The following is an 18,409-nucleotide window of genomic DNA, read 5'->3' as shown; positions in this document are numbered from 1 at the left end:
GTTATGGAGCATGCCCGATGCCGCTCGACATTCCTCAGACCTTTCGCCACCACGTCTTTTGCTGCGCCCAGCAGCGCCCGTCCGGCCATCCGCGCGGTAGCTGTGCCGCCAAGGGCGCCCACCCGCTGTGGCAGCGGCTCGACCAGAAAATCCAGGCGAAGGGTCTGGCCGACGTCGGTATGGCGATGACGGGCTGCCTCGGCTTCTGCTCGGCCGGGCCGCTGATGGTGGTCTATCCCGAAGGCATCTGGTACCGGCCGGAAACGGCGGAGGACATCGACGAGATCGTCGAGTCGCATCTGGTGAGCGATGCACCGGTGGAGCGGCTGGTGATGGTGCTGACAAGGTGAGGCATCGCCAGCCATCACTTCCAAAACCCCACGCCTATCAGACCTGCGGTTGCGGCATTGGGACGCAGAAGCGTTTGCCCATAATGTGGGCAACCTCCGCCATTGCCCTTCCGAACCAACTCCATGACCGACGCCGAGACCGCCGACCTGCTGCCAGCCGAGGCCGATTCGGTCCCCTATGCCGTCGGCTGCTTCCTGGGTGCGATCCTGCTGTTCGCGGCGATGGACACGCTCATCAAGTTCCTGACCGCCGATTACCCGGTGCCGCAGCTGATGTTCGTGCGCTCGCTGGTCGCCTTCCTGCTGGTGGGCGGCTACACGCTTTGGCGCGGCGGCGGAATCGCGGCGATGCGGACGCGGCGGCCCTGGGGGCATGTCTGGCGGGCCTTCGCCGGGCTGATCTCGATGGGATGCTTCTTCTATGCGTTCCGCGAACTGCCGCTGGCCGACGTCTATGTGCTGAGCTTCGCCGGGCCGCTGTTCATCACCGCGCTGTCCGCACCGCTGTTGGGGGAACCCGTGGGCTGGCGGCGCTGGGCGGCGGTGGTGGTTGGATTCGGCGGCGTGGTGGTGATGGCGCAGCCCTCGGCGGGGGCGCCGCTGGTGCCGGTGCTGGTCGGGCTGTGCGCTGCCCTGTTCTATGCGCTGGCGGCGCTGGCCGTGCGCGGCCTGTCGCGGACGGAGACCAGCGCGTCCATCGTGCTCTATCTGCTGCTGACGACGACGGTGGTCAGTGGGGCGCTGGCGGTGCCGGTGTGGACGGCGCCGACCGGTTTCGCGCTGGGGCTGATGGCGCTGGTCGGCGCGATCGGCGCCGGCGCGCAGGTGCTGCTGACCCAGGCCTTCCGCCGCGCGCCGCCGGCGGTGGTGGCGCCCTTCGAATATACCGGCATGGTCTGGGCCAGCCTGTTCGGCTGGCTGGTGTTTGGCGATTTGCCGACCGCGCCGGTGATCGCCGGCGCCATGGTCATCATCGGCAGCGGACTCTACATCCTGCATCGTGAAACGCTGGTGGCGCGTCGCCGGCTGGGTTCTTGACAGGATGGGGCCGGCGGCGACACTCTCGCCGCCTGTTCACGGCTGGGGTGCCCCTGCCTTTCGCCGGATCGGCGGATGCGGGGGCTGAGACCACACCCATCGAACCTGATCCGGGTCATGCCGGCGAAGGGAGCCGACCGGAACCCGACGGATCAGCCACAAACGCCCCGTCCCCTCCGCGTCGCTCCGGTTGCCGGCGCGAGTTGAGGAGTTTTCGGTCATGCGGCGCGCGCTTCCCCTTCTGATCGGCCTGCTGGCGGCCACGTCCTGCCTGTCCCCGGCGGCGCGGGCCGACGACACGCTGTCCTTTCCGGTGCTGGTTCCGCTGACCGGATTCCTGTCGCTGGAGGGCACCAGCCAGCGGAACGGCGCTGTCCTGGCGCTGAAGCAGACGCCGGCCGGCGTCGCCATCGCGTCGGAGGTCGTCGACACGGGTACGTCGCCCGAGGCGGCGGTGACGGCGCTGGAGCGGGCGGCCGGCAGCGGAACCGTCGGGGCGGTCGCCGCCAGCATGCTCGGCACCCAGATGCTGGCGATGCTGCCGCTGGCGCAGGAGTTGAAGCTGCCGCTGGTCACCGTGTCGGGCACCGCATCGATCACCGAGCAGGGCAACCCCTGGGTCTTCCGCTTCTTCCCCGGCGACGCCGTGACCAAGTCCGCCCACGCCCGCTATGTGGTGGAGGAATTGGGCAAGCGGCAGCCGGCGATCATCTATCAGACCACCGCCTATGGGCAGAGCGGCAAGACCCATCTCGACGCCGCCTTCAAGGCGCTGGGCGTGACCCCGGTGTTCGAGGAGGGGGTGGACCCGGCGGCCAAGGACCTGCTGCCGGTGCTGACCAAGGCGTTGGCCGCCAAGCCGGACGTGCTGGTGCTGCACCTGCATTCCGGTCCGACCGCGCTGCTGCTGCGGCAGGCGGCGTCCAGTGGGGTGACCCTGCCGATCGTCGCCGGTTCCGCCATGCATCAGCCGAGCACCGCGGCCCTGCTGGAACCGGCGGAACTGAAGGGCGTCTGTGCCGAGACCGCGGCCTCGCCGATTTCCGGCGACACGCCGGAGGTCAAGGCCTTCACCGAGGCCTACCGCGCCGCCTTCGGCAAGGACCCGGACGCCTTCGCGCTCGGCCAGTATGACGGCATGACGATGGTGCTGGAGGCGGTGAAGGCCGGCGCCCGGACGCCGGACGCGATCCGCAAGGAGCTGTCGTCGGGGACCTTCAAGGGACTCGCCATGACCTACAAGTCCGACGGCAAGGGCAACATGGCCCATTCCGCCGTCATCGTCTGCTATGATGGGACCAGCCGCGTGCCGAAGCTGGTGAAGCGGTACGACGACCCGACGCTCGCGGCGAAGTGAGCGGATGGCGGCGTTTCAACTGCTGGTCAATGGGGTGGCGCTGGGGGCGGCTTACGCCCTGGTGGCGCTTGGCTTCGTGCTGGTGCTGAACGCCACCTCGGCGGTGAATTTCGCCCAGGGCGACCTCGTGATGGCCGGCGGGCTGCTGGCGGTGGCGCTGGCGCCGCTGATCCCGTTGCCGGGCATCGTCCTGCTGCCGGTGGTGCTGGTGCTGATGGCGGCACTGGGTCTGCTGCTGGCCCTGGCCGCCTATCTGCCGCTGCGCCGCCGGCCGCCGGTTTCGGTCTTCATCAGCACCATCGCGGTCGGCATCATCCTGCAGAACGGGGCCGCCATCCTCTTCGGGCCGGAGCCGCGCGCCGCGCCGCCGCTGTTCGGCGACGAAACGCTGCACATCGCCGGGCTGGCGGTGCCGGAGCAGTCGCTCGCCATCGTCGTGGTGGCGGCCCTGCTGATCGGGGCGCAGCAATGGGTTTTCGCACGCACGCAGTTGGGCCGCCGGCTGCGTGCGACGGCGCAGGATCCGGAGATGGCGCGTGCCTGTGGCGTGCCGGTCACCGCCATGATCCTGGTGACCTTCGCCATCGGCGCCGCCTGCGCTGGGGCGGCCGGACTGCTGCTGGCCAACCGCTATTTCGTCACGCCGACATCGGGCGGGGACCTGATCCTGAAGGCCTACATCGCGGTGACGGTGGGCGGTTGGGGGTCCGTGCCGGGCGCGGTGGTGGGGGCGCTGCTGATCGCGCTGTTCGAGGTGGGGGTGTCGTCGGTGCTGTCCTACCCGGTGGCGCTGGGGGCTTTGTACCTGACGCTGCTGGCGATTCTGGTGCTGCGGCCACAAGGGCTGTTCGGCGAAGCGGTGCGCCGCCGTGGTTGAGCGTCGGTCGGCCGTCATTCTCACCGCCGGCGCCCTCGCCCTGCTGGTTTACGCGCTGGCCTTTGCCTCGCCCTATGGCCTGCGCGTTCTGACCGTCGCAGGTGTGTATGCGCTGGCGACCTTCGGCTTCCAGATCGTCTTCGGCCTGGGTGGTGCGCTGTCGCTGGCGCAAGGCGCCTTCTTCGGCGTCGGCGCCTATGTGACCGGCATCCTCGGCAGCCGCTACGGCCTCGGCTTCGAGGTGACCTTTCCGCTGTCGATGCTGGTTCCGCTGCTGCTGGCGCTGCCGGTCGGGCTGGCGGTGCTGCGGCTGGAATCGCATTACTTCGCCCTGGCGACGCTGGGGATCGCGCAGGTGCTCCATCTGCTGGCGGTGAATCTGCCGGAACTGACCGGCGGTTCCAATGGGCTCGCCGGGGTGCCGGCGGTGGTGCTGTTCGGCTGGGCGGTGCCGCGCGGGCTGCCGATGGCCGGGTTGGTCTGGGGGCTTGTCGCTCTCGGCGGGTTGATCGGCTGGCGGCTGGCGCGCGGACGGCTTGGCCGGTCGCTGACCATGCTGCGCGACGATCCGCTGGCGGCGGGGACGCTGGGGCTGGATGTCGGCCGGCTGCGGCTGGTGGCCTTCGGCATCAGCGCGGTTTTCGCCGGGGCGGCCGGAGCGCTGGCCGTCCATACCCAGCGCGTCGTCTCGCCGGAGGTGCTGGAATTCCCGGTCATGGTCTCCATCCTCACCATCGCCATCGTCGGCGGTCGGGGGCGGATGGCCGGGGCGGTGCTGGGTGCCGTGCTGCTGCTGCATCTGCCGGAATGGTTCCGCTTCCTGGAGCGTGGCTATCTGGTCATCTACGGCGCCGCCCTGCTGCTGACCGTCGTGCTGGCGCCGGACGGGCTGACCGGGCTCCTCCACCGCCTCACGGCCCGCCTGTACGGCGGCAAGCCCTGTTCGCCGGTGGAGGCGAGGGAGCCGCCGCCGCCGCCCGCCCGGCCGGATGGGCTGGTGGTCGAGGGCTTGCGGAAATCCTTCGGCGGCGTGCGGGCGGTGGACCGCGTGTCGCTGGAGCTGCGGCCGGGCAGCATCACCGGGCTGATCGGGCCGAACGGGTCGGGCAAGTCAACGGTCATCAACCTGCTGTCGGGGCTGGAGCGGCCGGATGCCGGGCGGGTGCGGCTCGGCGGACAGGACGTCACCGGCGCCCGTTCCGACCGACTGGCCCGTGCCGGACTGGCCCGCAGTTTCCAGGCGGCGGCTCTGCCCGCCGGGGCCGGCGTGCTGGAGGCGGTGGCTGCCGCCCGCCTCGCCTTCGATCCGGACGCCGCGACGGCGGAGGCGCATGCCTGCTGGGCGCTCGACCGGCTGGGCGTCGGCGAACTTGCCGGGCAGTCCTGCGACGGGTTGCCGGCGGCGCTGCGGCGGCGGGTGGAACTGGCCCGCGCCCTGGTCCGCCGGCCGGCGATCCTGCTGCTGGACGAACCCGCCGCCGGACTGACCGACGGCGAAAAGGCCGAACTGGCGGTTTTGCTGCGCGATCTGGCTGGGGAAGGGATGGCGATCCTGCTGGTGGAGCATGACATGGGATTCCTGCTGCCGCTGGCCGGCCGGGTGCTGTGCCTCGACCGTGGGCGGGTGATCTATGACGGCCCGGCCGGTGGCGTGCGCCGGGACCCGGCGGTCGCAACCGCATACTTGGGCCGGGCGGGATCGGCATGAGCCCGCTGCTGTCCATCCGCAACCTGACCGCCGGCTATGGCGGCGCCACTGCGCTCGACGGCGTGTCGCTGACCGTCGCGGGCGGGGAGACGGTGGCGCTGCTCGGCGCCAACGGGGCGGGGAAGTCGACGCTGCTGAAGGCGTTGCTCGGCCTCGTGCCGGCACGGGGGGAACTGCGGTTCGACGGCGCCGATCTCCTCCCGCTGGCGACCGAGGCGCGGGTGAGGCGCGGCATCGGCTATGTGCCGGAGGGGCGGCGGGTCTTCCCCGGCATGAGCGTGCGCGACAATCTGGAGGTCGCCGGCCTGCCCGCCGCCCGCGACCGCGCGCAAGATGTCGAGCGCGTCTTCACCCTGTTCCCCGACCTCGCCGTCAAGAGCGGCGAGAGCGCCTGGCGATTGTCCGGTGGTCAGCAACAGATGCTGAGCCTGGGCCGCGCGCTGATGGGCCGGCCGCGCCTGCTGCTGCTTGATGAGCCGTCGCTCGGCCTGTCGCCCAAGCTGGCCGACGAGGTCTTTTCCGCCGTCGGCCGCATCGCCGCCGCGGGCACCGCGGTGCTGCTGGCCGAGCAGAGCGCGGCACGCGCGCTGGCGGTCGCGCCGCGCGCCGTCCTGCTGCGGCTGGGCCGCGTGGTCGGCGATGGGCCGGTCGCGTCGCTGTCCGACGAGGCGCTGCGGGGGGCGTTCTTCGGGGGGTAGGAGCATCCCCCTGCGTGTCCCGTGCAACAGGTGTCAGCCTCCCGCAACAGGAAGGGCGGTTGGGCTTGCGGATGGGGGCGGTCGCGGATAGCTTCGCCGCCACAACCATCTATGGATTACCTCGTGATGACCGCCCGCCTTGCCGCTTCGCTGTCCGCGCTCCTCCTGCTGGGGGTGGCGTCGACTCCGGCGGTGGCGGATCTGGTGCCGGTCGAACCGAACATGCCGCCGGCCGCCTATTACGGGCTGCCCGAGCCGGAAGAGGAAATCCTGACTCCTGCCGCGCCGCAGCAGGGCGCCAAGCCGGCCAATCCGTCCGCCGCCGGCACCCCTGGCAGCGACAAGGCCGCCGCTTCGCCGAAGCCGGAGGGGCCGGGCGAACTGATCGAGAGCTGGGACGGCGGCGCCGCCAAGAAGAAGGACGGCAGCTTCGCCTATTGCGTGGCGGAGGGGGAATTCACCTCCGGCCATGTGCTGATGTTCGCCCGCAGCCCGAAGGGGGAGACCAACATCGGCATCGGCATTCCCGGTGCCGACCTGCCCAAGGGCGGCGAATGGCCGGTGACCATCGAGGTCGACAAGAAGCTGAAGCGGGAACGGGTCGCCATCGCTTCCCAGCCGGACATGCTGGTGGTCTCCAACGGCAAGGACGAGGAGCTGGTCAACGCCCTGATGGGCGGGAACGAACTGGTGGTTTCGTCGGCCTCGGACCGCATCGCCTTCAAGCTGGACGGCACGAAGAAGGTGCTGGGCGACCTGAAGACCTGCGTCGACAAGGGCGGCAACGTCCCGCCGATCAAGGTCGCCGCCGGCCGCCCGGCGGAGAAGAAGAACCGCCTGCCGGAAGGGCTGGACAGCCTGCTGACGGCGGCCGGGGTGCATGACGCCGAACTGGTGCCGATGGACAAGGTCCCGCAGGAGCGCCGCCCGGCCGATGTCGCCTGGCGCTTCGGGCCCATCGTCGGCGGCATCCGCGAGCGCGCGGTGGGCGAGGGGGCGAAGATCGACGAACTGTCGGACAGCTTCGCCGACGCCATGAAGCAGCGCTGCGAAGGCACGCCGACGGTCAGCCTGAACCCGTCCGAACAGGCCGGTGCCGTCTGGCTGCGCACGGGATCGGTCGATTGCGCGATGCCGCAGGGCAAGCTGCACGTCACGCTGAATTTCCTGCTGTCGCAGCGCCGGCTGTTCACCGTGATCTTCCACGAGGCCGGCGAACCCGACGTCGCGCTGGCCGACAAGGTGCGCGACAACCTCGCCCAGGTGCTGCGCCGCGCCGGAACCGCGCCGTCGCCCACCACCACCGACGCGGCTCCGGTTCAGCCTTCGCCCGTTCAGCTGGCACCTGCGGCGCAGGCCCCGGCAGCATCGCCCTCAGCATCCCCCGCACCGGCCCCATCCGCTCCGTCGGCGCCCGCGCCGGCGACAGTGAAGCCGCAATCAAAACCGCAGCAAGCCAAGCCCTGACGGATTCCCTGCTTGCTGATCATGCTGACGGTGCTTCGGCAGCTACACTTCGACATTTCTTTGGAATGGGCTTCCGAAACTCCGTCATAACCTGCGCATGGCTTCAAGACGAGTTATGTTCGAGTCTTGGGCGCATCGGCCGTGTGGAGCACTTTGCGGATTTCATTGATCACAGGCAGCGAAACTGTCCTTCTCGAAGGTTGGAGATTCCATGCGATTGTAACTTTTGATATGGATTGGTCCCGCCTTTTGCCGGTAGCCTTTATCAAGTCCTGCGGCATATGCGGCTAGTGGCGAATTCTTTGGCAGGGATGTTGACTCTCATTCTTATCGATCCTAAAAATGCGTCATTGGAATGGATGCTCATGGGGCTACTGGGTATGTCCTTTTTGGACCTCGTTGGATCGGACGACGCATTGGGGGAAATTGCATCCAACGTCGCGCATCGTGCCCTGAACATCGAATTTGCGCCGGTGACCAATAGTGGAGTCACTCCGGATCGATTGCTTCAGCGCATTCGCTCGTCGACGATTCCGCGCGTTGCTGAAGAGGCCGATATATCCGGGGATCTCACACACAGCTTGGTACAAGCAGTGGATGACCTGGGGCTTTAGCAGTCCAACTCAGAAATTTTGCGGATCATAACCGGGGAGTTTCCGCTCTCTCGGTGGAGATTTCATTGTGTCTGCTGAAAAAGATTTGCCGAGTTTCCTGACTGAGGAAATGCTCAAGGAACTCACGAAGCAATTTTATAAGACGGTGAAGCTCGTCGTCCGCCAGATACAGGCGTTTTCGGCCAAATCCGGTCGGACGACGGACCTCCATTTCGATCGCATATGGATATCGGAACCCGAATTGGAATCTGCCTTTCGGGAGGCTGAGAACGATCTCCGGTTTTTGATGCTGCGCCGCGGCTTCCGGGCGGAGGACGTTCGGACCAAAGGTATTGCCGAGGGCAAGATTGCCGGCATGATCGCCTTCCGCCTGCTGCGTCACCGGATTATACACATCGGACATACCGGCCCACGGATTACCGACAGATATTTCGGCCGTGTCCAGGAACTGGTGGTTCTGAGATTGGTGTCGGAGGCTATTCTGGATATCGATCTGGAAAAGGCGCCATTCGTTCAGCCGGGTCCAGGCGGTGCGACCAAGCCTTGGCTTCTGCATGAACTGCTTTTTCTGATCGCGCGCCGCCATTTCAATCAGGAAACGCTGGCATTAATCTTCGATACAGCCGTCCATCTGCATCGGGCGACAAGCTACGCCCGGTAGGAACACACCGTTTTCTCCAAGCTGTTTTGGGCGGCGGTCGTGTAGGATGCACCTCCCCGCCGTTTTGCGTCAGCGATCCGGCATCAAGCGCGCGGCTTCGTTCGGAGCGAGTGCTTACCACCAACAGCTTCCCCGCGTTCGAAGCGATGGGAACCTGACGACGTTGGCGGACGTATTCCAGTTGGATCGATTTCAATGTTCGCGTGATCATGCCTGACAACTCGGCCTCCCTCGACGGCGTGGGCGAAAACGCCCGCGCCGGCAACGATCCCTATGCGACGCTCGATGCGTCCGCGGCCACAACCGTGTCCGACCGCTGGAGCGTACGCAACAGCGCGCTGGCGGTGGTGGTGCTTGCCGCGCTGGTCGGCGGGGTGGTCGGGCTGGCGGTCGGGCTTCTGCACGAAGCGGTGTTGCTGGCGCAGGCGCTGGCCTTCGACCTGCCGGAAGGCGAACGGCTGGGGCAGGGCGTGCCCGACCTGCTGCGGACGCTGGGTGTGCCGGTGGCGGGCGGGCTGTTGCTGGGCATCCTGTCGACGCTGGTGCGGCGTTGGCGCCCCAACGCCATCGTCGATGCGGTGGAGGCGAACGCGCTCTACGGCGGCAAGATGTCGCTGATCGACAGCCTGCGTCTGACGGTGACGACCGCCCTGTCCAACATCTCCGGCGCGTCGGTCGGCATGGAGGCGGCCTATACCCAGGCCGGCGCCGGGATGGCCTCCTCGCTGGGCCAGCGGTTGCGGCTGCGCCGGGCCGATCTGCGCACCATGGTCGGCTGCGGGGCGGCGGCGGCCATCGCCGCGGCCTACCATGCGCCGCTGGCCGGCGCCTTCTATGCCTTCGAACTGGTGCTCGGCGGCTATACGCTGGCAGTGCTGGCCCCGGTCGGGGCGGCTGCGGCGATGGCGGTGGCGGTGTCGGCCCTGCTGACCGGCGGCGAGGCATCGCTGGCGCTCGGCCGGCCGGTCGAGATCGCCGGCTGGGATTACGCCGCCTGCGGCGTCGTCGGCTTCCTGGCCGGCTGGCTCAGCATCCTCGCCATGCAGGCGGTGACGGTGGCGGAGCGCGGATTCAACCGCCTGCCGGTCCCCCGCTGGACGCGGCCGGCCATCGGCGGGCTGACGGTGGGCGCGTTGGCGCTCGCCGTGCCGGCGGTGATGGGCAGTGGCCCCGGCGCCGTTCCGCCCGAACTGGCGGGCGGCGTGCTGGCGCTGGGGGTGACGTTGGTGGTGAAGATTTTGGCATCGGCATTGTCGCTGGGTTCGGGGTTCCGTGGTGGCCTGTTCAGCGCCTCGCTGTTCATCGGTGGGCTGTTCGGCGGCCTGCTGGGGCAGACGACCGCCGCCTTCCTGCCGGGGCTGGGGATCGACAGCGGCCTGCTGCTGCTGGTCGGCATGGGATCGGTCGCCGCCGGCATCGTCGGCGCTCCGGTTACCATGGTGCTGCTGGTGCTGGAGACGACGCAGGATCTGTGGGCGGCCTCGGGCGTGCTGATCGGGGTGGTGCTGTCGACCACGGTGGTGCGTCAGGCCTTCGGCTATTCCTTCGCCACCTGGCGCTTCCACCTGCGCGGCGTGCCGATCCGCGGCGCCTACGACATCGGCTGGCTGTCGGAACTGACGGCCTTCCGGCTGATGCGCCGCGATGCCAAGACGGTGCCCGCCACCCTGACGGTGGAGGCGCTACGCCGCCTCTACCCGCTGGGGTCGACCAAGGCGGTCTTCGCGGTGGACGAAATGGGGCGCTATGCCGGAATTGTCGACATGTCGATGATCCACGACCCGGACCAGGACGCGGCTGCGACCGAGACGCGGGTCGGATCGCTGGCCTGCAAGGCCGACGCGGTCCTGATGCCGGGGGACGACGCCCGCACCGTGCTGAACCGCTTCGGCAGCGAGGAGGTGGAGGCCTTGCCGGTGCTGTCCTCTCCCACCGACCGGCGGATCATCGGCTATGTGACGGAGTCCTTCGCGCTCCGCCGCTATTCCCAGGCGCTGGAACGGCAGCGCGGCGAGGATCTGGGCGAGCGGGGGCTTTGGGGGCGCGACTGACGGACCCTCAAGGCTCGCTGTAGCCGGTGGGGGCGATGCGAAGCTCGTATTGGGCCGGGTCGTGCTGGAAGATCAGGCCGCCGAAGCGTTCGGAATAGGGCGGCAGATAGTCGAACTGCGCCTCCGCCGTCTCCACCACCCGGTCGCCGGACCGCAGTTCACCGCGCACGATCAGCGTTGCGGCGGTCGCGGCGGTCCGGTTGCGGATCTGGAACCGCACGGTGTGGCCCAAGCCGCCGGTCCGCGTTTCCATCACGGTCACCTCCATCTCGCCGGGGACCGAACTGTGCTCCTTGAGAGCGTATTGCACCATGTAGACGATCATCGCGGCGATCAGCAGCGCGCCGAGCCCCGCCACCACCCATTCGAGGGGGGAGGTCGGCGGTGCATGCTCCGCTCCGTCGCCCGCCCGTGACCCGTCGTTCACCCGTGAATCGTCGTCGGTCGTCGCCATCGGGCTTTCTCCCCCTTCGCAGGATCAGGGTCACAGGATGAGTCGGGCCGCCGCCGCGCCGATGGCGCAGGGAAAGCCCAGGACCACGGTGGCGCTGATGATCTCGGCCAGCCCGGTGCCGTCGGTTCGGCCGAAGGTCCACAGCAGGTAGAGGCAGATCGCCAGCACGATCACATAGCCGACGACGGTGAAGCGCAGGAACAGGCTCCAGAACCCGACGCCGCCCGGCGGCTTCGACCCGCCGGGGAACTCCACGGCGTAGACGAAGGCGTGCATCAGCACCAGCGACAGCAGCAGCAACGCGATCTCCCGCCACGGATCCATCATGTAGGACAGCAGCACCATCTCCTCCGTCGGGGCGACGTTGAGGCCGAGGAACAGCGCCCCCACCCCCATCAGGAACAGCTCCTGCGGATAGGTCATCGCGGTCTGGCGCTGCATGCTCTCACTGCTCTTCTCGCCCAGCTGATCGCGGGCCAGCATGGCGCCGATGGCGGCGGGGAAGCTCTGCAGCGCGATCTTGCCGATCACCTCGCGCGCCGGCATGTCGACGGACAGCACCTTGAAGACGCCGAGGATGACGACCGACATCATCACCGCCACGGCGATGGCGACGAAGGCGTCGGCAATGTCGTCGCGCAGGCTGGCGGTGGATTTGAAGCCGCTGACGACCGACAGCCCGACCAGCAGTGGGATCAGCAGCACCAGCAGCAGGACCAGCCGCCAGGAGTCCATGGTGAAGCCGATCCACCACATCTCCATCGTCATCAGCATCGGCAGCGAGAAGATCAGCGCCCCGGCAAAGGCCCGCGCCAGTCCGATGAGGAAGGAGCGGTTGTCTTCATAAGCGGGCCTCCCCGGCAACGCCGCCTCCGTCCGGCCTGTGTCGGCGGTCATGCATCGTCTCCCCAAGCACCTTTTCCAACCCCGCCGCGATTGTCGGAGCCGTACTTCCACCTTCAACGCATACGGCCACGCACAGGTTTCGCGATTTCGCATGGGAACTTCGGATTGCCCACGAAACCGTCGAGCCTCGGCTGTGTTGACCCCGAGGGGGAAGATGGGCGTGGCCCGGCGAAGGGGAGGCGATCGACATGAACAGGGTGAGCCGGCGGTCTGCGCGAGCCTCTCTGCGGCCCGGCTTGCCCATTGCGGTGCTCGCCCTTTCAGGATGCGCCCTTCCCGGTGGTGGGGGGCGGCAGTCGGCGCTGGATGCCGCCGGGGTCAGTGCACAGGAAATCCTGGCCACCAGCTGGATCCTGTTCATCGGCGCCGGGGTGATCTTCCTGGCGGTGATGGCGCTGGCGCTCTACGCCGCGCTGGTCCGGCCGGAGCGGTTTCCCGGCCGCCGCGCCTGGGTGATCGGCGGCGGCATCCTGTTCCCGCTCGTCACCCTGACCGCACTCCAGCTCCATGAATTCGCCCTTGCCCGCCGGCTGGCGACCCTGACGCCTGAACCGGAGCTGGTGGTCGAGGTCACCGGCTACATGTGGTGGTGGGACGTCCGCTATCATGTGGAGGGACAGGAGCCGCTTCGCGGCGCCAACGAACTGGTGCTGCCGGCCGGGCGCCAGGTGGAGCTGCGGGTCGCCAGCGCCGACGTCATCCACAGCTTCTGGGCGCCGAGCCTCGCCGGCAAGATCGACATGATTCCCGGCCATGTGAACCGGCTGCCGATCGTGGCGCAGCGGCCTGGGCTCTATCGTGGCCAGTGCGCCGAATATTGCGGCGCGCAGCATGCCCTGATGGCCTTCGACATCCGGGTCCTGCCGGCGGACGAGTTCGACGCCTGGATGACGGCGCAGCGGCGCCCGCCCGCCGAACCGGAGACGCCGCAGCTCGTGCGCGGCCGGGACGCCTTCTTCGCCTTCGGCTGCCAGTCCTGCCACGCCGTGCGCGGGACGGAGGCGGCGGGGCTGGTCGGCCCCGATCTCAGCCGTGTCGGCGCCCGGCCGTCGCTCGCCGCCGGGACGATGCCGACGCGGGTGGAGACCATCGCCGCCTGGATCCAGGGCGCCCAGCACATCAAGCCCGAGAACCGCATGCCGTCCTTCGACGTGATGGACGGCGAGACCCTGGACGCCATGGCCGCCTGGCTGGAGAGCCTGAAATGACGCTGCGCACCGACGAGTCCCGCGACGAGTTCTCCGGCGGCAGGCCAACTCCCAGCCCCGTCCCCCGCCCGGAGGGGGAGGAGGAGAGGCTGCGCCGCCTCTGGCGGCTGCCGCGGGGGATCGCGCTGCTGACCGCGGTGAACAACACCAAGGTCGGCGTCTGGTACATCGGCACGGCGCTGCTGTTCTTCCTGATCGCCGGGCTGCTGGCGCTGGTGATGCGCCTGCAGCTGGCGGTGCCGGACAACGACCTGCTCGACCACAACACCTACAACCAGTTCTTCACCGTCCACGGCACCGGGATGATGTTCCTGTTCGCCGTGCCGATCGTGGAGGCCATCGGCGTCTATCTGCTGCCGTCCTTCCTGGCGGCGCGCGACCTGCCCTTTCCCCGGCTGTCGGCCTTTGCCTTCTGGGCCTATTTCTTCGGCGGCATCGCCTTTTTCTGCTCGCTGATCTTCGGTGCGGCGCCCGACGGCGGCTGGTTCATGTATCCGCCGCTGACCAGCTACGAGCATTCGCCGGGCATCAACGCCGATTTCTGGCTGCTCGGCATCGGCTTCATCGAGATCTCGGCCATCGCCGGCGCCATCGAGATCGTCGTCGGCATCCTGCGCACCCGCCCGCCCGGCATGACGCTGGACAAGCTGCCGGTCTATGCCTGGTCGATGCTGGTGATGGCGGGGATGATCATCTTCGCCTTTCCCGCCGTGATCGTCGCCACCGCCTTGCTGGAGATCGAGCGCGCCTTCCATTGGCCCTTCTTCATTGCGGACAAGGGCGGCGACCCGCTGCTGTGGCAGCACCTGTTCTGGTTCTTCGGCCATCCGGAGGTCTACATCATCTTCCTGCCGGCCGCCGGGCTGGTTTCGATGATGGTGCCGACCCTGGCCCGCCGTCCGCTGATCGGCCACGATTTCGTGGTGCTCGCGCTGGTCGGAACGGGATTCTTCAGTTTCGGGCTGTGGGTCCACCACATGTTCGCCACCGGCATTCCATCGCTGTCGCTCAGCTTCTTCTCCGCCGCCAGCATGGCGGTCGCGGTGCCGAGCGGCATCCAGGTCTTCGCCTGGATCGCCACGCTGGGGGCAGGGCGGGTGCAATGGACGGTGGCGACGCGCTTCCTGTTCGGCTTCCTGTTCATCTTCGTCCTGGGCGGGCTGACCGGCGTGATGGTGGCGGTGGTGCCCTTCGACTGGCAGGCCCATGACAGCTACTTCATCGTCGCGCACCTGCATTACGTGCTGATCGGCGGCATGGTGTTCCCGGTCTTCGCCGGGCTTTACCACTGGTGGCCGACGCTGAACGGCCGGCTGCTGTCGGAGCGCTTGGGAAACTGGGCCTTCTGGCTGATGTTCATCGGTTTCAACGTCGCCTTCTTCCCCATGCACATCAGCGGTCTGCTGGGCATGCCGCGGCGGGTCTACACCTATCCCGGCGATCTCGGCTGGAACCTGCTGAACATGGTGTCGACGGTGGGCGCCTTCGTGCTGGCGCTGGGCGTGCTGCTGGTTCTGGTCGACATGGCGCGCAGCGCGCTGGGATGGGGGGAGAAGGCGTCCGACAACCCGTGGAATGCCGGGACTCTGGAATGGCTGCCGAACGAGCTGTACGCCGTCCGCAGCATCCCGCATGTCACCAGCCTTTATCCCCTGTGGGACAATCCCGATTTGCCGCGCGAGGTGCGCGAGGGTGCCCATTTCCTGCCCGGCGCGCCGACCGACAGGCGGGAGACCATCGTCACCAGCCCGATCGAGGCGAAGCCGCAATATCTCATGCCGCTGCCCGGGCCGCATTGGGCGCCCTTCCTGGCCGGGCTGTTCACCGCCGCCCATTTCATCTGCCTGACGCTGAAGTTCTATTATTTCTCCATGGTCCCCGCGGTGCTGGCGGTCGGGCTGGTGATCTGGTGGCTGTGGGGTCTCGACAAGGGGGCGGACCACCCGCCGCAGGATGTCGGCGGCGGATGGCGCGTGCCGGTCTATCTGCAGGGGCCGAAGAACCATAGCTGGTGGGGCATGGTGGTGCTTCTGCTGGTGGACGGCACCGCCTTCGCCTGTCTGGTCTTCACCTATCTGTTCCTGTGGACGGTCAGCCCGGATGTCTGGCCGACGGATGGAGACGGGCTGCCGGGCCTGCCCTGGCTGGCCGGCGGGCTGGCGCTGTGGGGGCTGGCGGCGCTGGCCATCGGCTGGGCGCGCTCCGCCGTGGACCGCAACCGGCACGGCCGGGTCCGTCTCGGGCTGATCGTGGCCTGGGTGGCGATGGTCGGCGGCATCCTGCTGGACGCCACTGCGCAGATGCAGACCGGCCTCGTCGGCGCGGACAGCGCCTATGGCGCCATCGCCTACATGTTGGTGGCGTGGCAGGGCTTCCACGTCGCGGTGATGACGCTGATGCTGGGTTACACGCTGGCGCGCTCTGCCGCCGGGCTGCTGCATTCGGAGCGGCGGGTGACCTTCGACAACACCATGCTGATGGGCTGGTACAGCGCGGCGCAGGGTGGAACCGCCCTGCTGCTTCTGCACCTGTTCCCGCGTCTTGCGATATGAGGACCGCCATGGCGAGCCGCAGCTTTCCCGCCACCTTCGTCGGAATGCTGGCGCCCTTCCTGATCTGGGCGGCGCATTTCGGCGTGGTTTACGGCATCAACGGGATGGTCTGCGCCCGAAAGCCGGAGGGGGAGATGCTGTTCGGCCTGCCGCTGTCGATGGCGCTGGTCGGCATTGCGACTCTTCTCGCCATCGGCTGGGTGGCGATCCTGCTGGTGAAGGCGCTGCGTGGCGCCGGGCCGGCCGGGCATGTCGGCGCCGTCGATCCGCGCCGCTTCGCCCGCTGGTTCGTCGTCGCCGGATCGGGCAGCGCCCTGGTCGCGATCCTGTGGGTGGGCATGCCCGCCCTGATCGTCCCCGCCTGCGGCTGAGCGGTCGCCCCAAAAGAACTTCGCCGGTTCCCGGACGCCGCGACGGCCTGAGGTGCCGTCGCGATGCCCCGGAACCGGCGTAGAGGACCGGCATTCGGTTGGCTGTTAAGCCGGGGTTATTTGGTGCCGTTCTGGCCCATCGAGCCCTGCGGGGTGGTCTGGTTCTGCGGGGTGTCGCTGGGCATCGCGTTGCCCCGCGGGGTGCCGGTATTGCCCATGTTGTTGGTGTTGCTGGTCCCGCTGGTGCTGCCGGACGTGCCCGTGGTGTTGCCGCTCAGGTTCAGCGCGGCCATCGTCTGCTGGTCGGCGCGGCCGGTGGCGCGCAGACCGTTGTCGCGCTGGAACTTCATCAGGGCGCTGCGGGTGTTGGCACCCCAGACGCCGTCGACGGTGATGTCGCGGCCGTCGTTGCGATCGTTCAGCGCCTGCTGGATCTCGCGCACCTGCTCATGGCTCATGCTGGTGGTGGAGGCCATGCCGTGGCGGGAGGACGAGCGCTTGGAGGACGAATCGTCCGACACCTCCTCGCGGACTTCGCGGGTGGCGCGGTCGGTCGCGCGGTCGGTCTTCTTGCTCAGGCTTTCGTCCATGCTGTTGCCGGCCACGGCACCGCCGACGCCACCCACAACCGCGCCGACCGGACCGCCGACGACGGCGCCGGCCACGGCACCCGTGCCGGCGCCGGTCGCGGTCCGCGAGGTTTCCGTGCTGCCGCAGGCACTCAGCGCGAACAGGGCGCCGGCCGCGGTGGCGGTCATGACGATCTTCGAAATCCCACGCATGGTTGCCATCCTTCTCGATTACGATTCGATGTTGGCGACCCGCCGCCCGGTGCGGCCTGTACTGTCCTGCCGCACGGCAAGCGACAGCTGGGTCATGTAATGAACAATCAGCAGCGGGCCTTCTTGTTCCCTGACGTCCCTTCAGGATTTTCCATCATCGCCCTTCGCCGTGGCGCGTTCGGGGGCGCGGCGGGAGTAATACTCGGCCACGGCGTCGATCTGTTCGTCGGTCATGCGGCGGACGGCGGCCTCCATGATGCGGGACAGCGCCGTGTTGCCGCGCGCCCCGTCACGCCACAGCCGCAACTGGGCGGCGATGTAGGACGCATGTTGGCCGTCCAGGGTCGGGTACCGGGGATCGCGCGCATGCCGGGTGTCGGCCCCGGTTCCTCCATGACAGCCGGAACAGGCGGCGACGCCATCGTCCGGGGCACCGGACTCCGCGATCCGCCGGCCCAGATCGAGCTGCTCCGGTGCCGGATCGGCGGTCTTAACCGTTGCCGTTGCAGGCTTTTGCGCCGCGTAATGCTCGGCCAATCCGCGGATCGTCTCTTCGTCCAACCCGGCCGCCACCGGCTGCATGATGCCGCTGAAGCGGTTGCCGTCGGCGTAGGCCTGCAGCGTCTCGCGCAGATAATCCGCCGACTGTCCGGCGATCCGCGGGAAGGCGCCGATGCCGTCGCCGTTCCCGTCAAAGCCATGGCAGCGGGCGCAATCCTGCAGGGTCTCTCCCAAACCTCTGCCCGTCGGACCGCTGGCGGGGCCGGTCAGCTCGGCCACCCGCGCATGGTCGTCGGCCCGCGCCCGCCCGAAAGCGAGGCCGTGATATTCTTCCGCGCTCATCCCTTTGAGTTGCAGGAGAAAGGCGGTAACCGCCCAAGGTTCGTCCTTGCGCTGCTGGGCCGGCCAAGCCGGCATGCCGGCGTACTTGATGCCGTGCAGGGTGATCCAATACAGCTCCCGCGGCTTCCAGTCGGCCACCTTGTCGGGCAGATAGGGCGGCTCCGGCATCATGTGGCGGGAGATCGGGTTGCGCGGCGTGTCGGGGGCGCCGTGGCAGGGAGCGCAGCCATCCTCGTAATGGCCGGCACCGCGGCGGATCAACGCCGGGTCGTCCAGATCAGGCGGCTCGCCGACGGAAGCGGCATGCGTCTCCACCGAACGGCGCATCGCCATTTCGAAGAACATCTCGACCGGCGTCCAATGCGCCTTGCTCGCCGCCACGCTGTACAGGCCCGACCACGCGAACAGGAGCCCACCGATCCCGGCTGCCACGCCTGCGATGGCGAGTGTCTTCAGGGTCCGCCACATGCGC

The 18,409-nt window shown here is 68.4% G+C and carries 17 protein-coding genes and 1 riboswitch; of the genes, 13 read left to right on the top strand and 4 right to left on the bottom strand.

All coding sequences use genetic code 11. The features are described from left to right. Positions 1–17: 17 nt before the first annotated feature. The 10 genes from ACCD06_RS25870 (at position 18) to ACCD06_RS25825 (ending at position 10,821) form a co-directional block, all read left to right on the top strand. On the top strand, positions 18–350 hold the full coding sequence (locus ACCD06_RS25870; protein WP_413344519.1) for a (2Fe-2S) ferredoxin domain-containing protein: 333 nt from the start codon (positions 18–20) through the stop codon (positions 348–350). 123 nt (positions 351–473) lie between these two features. Next, on the top strand, positions 474–1,388 hold the full coding sequence (locus ACCD06_RS25865) for a DMT family transporter (protein ID WP_136703916.1): 915 nt from the start codon (positions 474–476) through the stop codon (positions 1,386–1,388). Between the two features lie 33 nt (positions 1,389–1,421). Beyond that, positions 1,422–1,537: riboswitch (TPP riboswitch) on the top strand. A 71-nt stretch (positions 1,538–1,608) separates the two neighbouring features. Then, positions 1,609–2,745, top strand: a complete 1,137-nt coding sequence (locus tag ACCD06_RS25860) for an ABC transporter substrate-binding protein (RefSeq protein ID WP_413344516.1) — start codon at positions 1,609–1,611, stop codon at positions 2,743–2,745. Between the two features lie 4 nt (positions 2,746–2,749). Next, on the top strand, positions 2,750–3,622 hold the full coding sequence (locus ACCD06_RS25855; protein ID WP_413344514.1) for a branched-chain amino acid ABC transporter permease: 873 nt from the start codon (positions 2,750–2,752) through the stop codon (positions 3,620–3,622). Continuing rightward, positions 3,615–5,330 carry an ABC transporter permease subunit gene (locus tag ACCD06_RS25850; protein WP_413344512.1) on the top strand — a complete coding sequence of 572 codons (1,716 nt, stop codon included), beginning with the start codon at positions 3,615–3,617 and terminating at the stop codon, positions 5,328–5,330. The genes ACCD06_RS25855 and ACCD06_RS25850 overlap by 8 nt, the downstream gene beginning before the upstream one ends. Continuing rightward, positions 5,327–6,028: an ABC transporter ATP-binding protein gene (locus ACCD06_RS25845; protein ID WP_413344510.1), complete on the top strand. Its 702-nt coding sequence runs from the start codon at positions 5,327–5,329 to the stop codon at positions 6,026–6,028. The genes ACCD06_RS25850 and ACCD06_RS25845 overlap by 4 nt, the downstream gene beginning before the upstream one ends. Before the next feature lie 126 nt (positions 6,029–6,154). Further along, the gene (locus ACCD06_RS25840; RefSeq protein ID WP_413344508.1) at positions 6,155–7,495 is read left to right on the top strand and encodes a hypothetical protein; all 1,341 of its coding nucleotides are present in this window, start codon (positions 6,155–6,157) and stop codon (positions 7,493–7,495) included. Positions 7,496–7,806: 311 nt separating this feature from the next. Next, positions 7,807–8,109 (top strand): hypothetical protein, encoded by a 303-nt coding sequence (locus tag ACCD06_RS25835; RefSeq protein ID WP_146205342.1) that lies wholly within the window; start codon positions 7,807–7,809, stop codon positions 8,107–8,109. A gap of 67 nt (positions 8,110–8,176) precedes the next feature. Further along, positions 8,177–8,770 carry a hypothetical protein gene (locus ACCD06_RS25830; protein ID WP_146205341.1) on the top strand — a complete coding sequence of 198 codons (594 nt, stop codon included), beginning with the start codon at positions 8,177–8,179 and terminating at the stop codon, positions 8,768–8,770. 209 nt (positions 8,771–8,979) lie between these two features. Continuing rightward, positions 8,980–10,821 carry a chloride channel protein gene (locus ACCD06_RS25825; RefSeq protein WP_136703910.1) on the top strand — a complete coding sequence of 614 codons (1,842 nt, stop codon included), beginning with the start codon at positions 8,980–8,982 and terminating at the stop codon, positions 10,819–10,821. A 7-nt stretch (positions 10,822–10,828) separates the two neighbouring features. Here ACCD06_RS25825 and ACCD06_RS25820 read toward each other — a convergent pair whose 3' ends face one another. Both ACCD06_RS25820 and ACCD06_RS25815 read right to left on the bottom strand, forming a co-directional pair. Beyond that, positions 10,829–11,275: a TIGR02588 family protein gene (locus tag ACCD06_RS25820; protein ID WP_413344505.1), complete on the bottom strand. Its 447-nt coding sequence runs from the start codon at positions 11,273–11,275 to the stop codon at positions 10,829–10,831. Between the two features lie 30 nt (positions 11,276–11,305). Further along, positions 11,306–12,172 (bottom strand): TIGR02587 family membrane protein, encoded by an 867-nt coding sequence (locus tag ACCD06_RS25815; RefSeq protein WP_413344503.1) that lies wholly within the window; start codon positions 12,170–12,172, stop codon positions 11,306–11,308. Between the two features lie 197 nt (positions 12,173–12,369). Here ACCD06_RS25815 and coxB point away from each other — a divergent pair, with 197 nt between their 5' ends. From coxB to ACCD06_RS25800, 3 genes are read left to right on the top strand one after another with little or no spacing between them, the layout of a single operon-like run. Next, positions 12,370–13,389 carry a cytochrome c oxidase subunit II gene (gene coxB / locus ACCD06_RS25810; RefSeq protein ID WP_413344501.1) on the top strand — a complete coding sequence of 340 codons (1,020 nt, stop codon included), beginning with the start codon at positions 12,370–12,372 and terminating at the stop codon, positions 13,387–13,389. Then, the gene (gene ctaD / locus ACCD06_RS25805; protein WP_413344499.1) at positions 13,386–15,941 is read left to right on the top strand and encodes a cytochrome c oxidase subunit I; all 2,556 of its coding nucleotides are present in this window, start codon (positions 13,386–13,388) and stop codon (positions 15,939–15,941) included. Before coxB ends, ctaD begins: the two co-directional genes overlap by 4 nt. Before the next feature lie 8 nt (positions 15,942–15,949). Continuing rightward, positions 15,950–16,312, top strand: a complete 363-nt coding sequence (locus ACCD06_RS25800; protein WP_413344497.1) for a hypothetical protein — start codon at positions 15,950–15,952, stop codon at positions 16,310–16,312. A gap of 116 nt (positions 16,313–16,428) precedes the next feature. Here the strand turns inward: ACCD06_RS25800 and ACCD06_RS25795 are convergent, their stop codons facing one another. Together ACCD06_RS25795 and ACCD06_RS25790 are read right to left on the bottom strand one after the other, a co-directional pair. Further along, positions 16,429–17,094 (bottom strand): peptidoglycan-binding domain-containing protein, encoded by a 666-nt coding sequence (locus ACCD06_RS25795; protein ID WP_413344495.1) that lies wholly within the window; start codon positions 17,092–17,094, stop codon positions 16,429–16,431. 141 nt (positions 17,095–17,235) lie between these two features. Beyond that, on the bottom strand, positions 17,236–18,405 hold the full coding sequence (locus tag ACCD06_RS25790; protein WP_413344493.1) for a c-type cytochrome: 1,170 nt from the start codon (positions 18,403–18,405) through the stop codon (positions 17,236–17,238). Positions 18,406–18,409 lie beyond the last annotated feature (4 nt).

It is taken from the genome of Azospirillum sp. CT11-132 (assembly GCF_047302835.1).
Classification (GTDB): Bacteria; Pseudomonadota; Alphaproteobacteria; order Azospirillales; family Azospirillaceae; genus Azospirillum.
Note: the sequence above shows the minus strand (reverse complement) of the source record. Positions and strands in the feature narration are given on the sequence as shown.

What these genes read in the sequence shown, in the direction of transcription:
- ACCD06_RS25845 (WP_413344510.1), top strand. Translation starts at nt 5,327, where the DNA reads ATGAGCCCGCTGCTGTCCATCCGCAACCTGACCGCCGGCTATGGCGGC.
- ACCD06_RS25865 (WP_136703916.1), top strand. Translation starts at nt 474, where the DNA reads ATGACCGACGCCGAGACCGCCGACCTGCTGCCAGCCGAGGCCGATTCG.
- ACCD06_RS25820 (WP_413344505.1), bottom strand. Translation starts at nt 11,275, where the DNA reads ATGGCGACGACCGACGACGATTCACGGGTGAACGACGGGTCACGGGCG.
- ACCD06_RS25815 (WP_413344503.1), bottom strand. Translation starts at nt 12,172, where the DNA reads ATGACCGCCGACACAGGCCGGACGGAGGCGGCGTTGCCGGGGAGGCCC.
- ACCD06_RS25800 (WP_413344497.1), top strand. Translation starts at nt 15,950, where the DNA reads ATGGCGAGCCGCAGCTTTCCCGCCACCTTCGTCGGAATGCTGGCGCCC.
- ACCD06_RS25795 (WP_413344495.1), bottom strand. Translation starts at nt 17,094, where the DNA reads ATGCGTGGGATTTCGAAGATCGTCATGACCGCCACCGCGGCCGGCGCC.
- coxB (WP_413344501.1), top strand. Translation starts at nt 12,370, where the DNA reads ATGAACAGGGTGAGCCGGCGGTCTGCGCGAGCCTCTCTGCGGCCCGGC.
- ACCD06_RS25835 (WP_146205342.1), top strand. Translation starts at nt 7,807, where the DNA reads ATGTTGACTCTCATTCTTATCGATCCTAAAAATGCGTCATTGGAATGG.
- ACCD06_RS25840 (WP_413344508.1), top strand. Translation starts at nt 6,155, where the DNA reads ATGACCGCCCGCCTTGCCGCTTCGCTGTCCGCGCTCCTCCTGCTGGGG.
- ACCD06_RS25855 (WP_413344514.1), top strand. Translation starts at nt 2,750, where the DNA reads ATGGCGGCGTTTCAACTGCTGGTCAATGGGGTGGCGCTGGGGGCGGCT.
- ctaD (WP_413344499.1), top strand. Translation starts at nt 13,386, where the DNA reads ATGACGCTGCGCACCGACGAGTCCCGCGACGAGTTCTCCGGCGGCAGG.
- ACCD06_RS25825 (WP_136703910.1), top strand. Translation starts at nt 8,980, where the DNA reads ATGCCTGACAACTCGGCCTCCCTCGACGGCGTGGGCGAAAACGCCCGC.
- ACCD06_RS25790 (WP_413344493.1), bottom strand. Translation starts at nt 18,405, where the DNA reads ATGTGGCGGACCCTGAAGACACTCGCCATCGCAGGCGTGGCAGCCGGG.
- ACCD06_RS25860 (WP_413344516.1), top strand. Translation starts at nt 1,609, where the DNA reads ATGCGGCGCGCGCTTCCCCTTCTGATCGGCCTGCTGGCGGCCACGTCC.
- ACCD06_RS25870 (WP_413344519.1), top strand. Translation starts at nt 18, where the DNA reads ATGCCGCTCGACATTCCTCAGACCTTTCGCCACCACGTCTTTTGCTGC.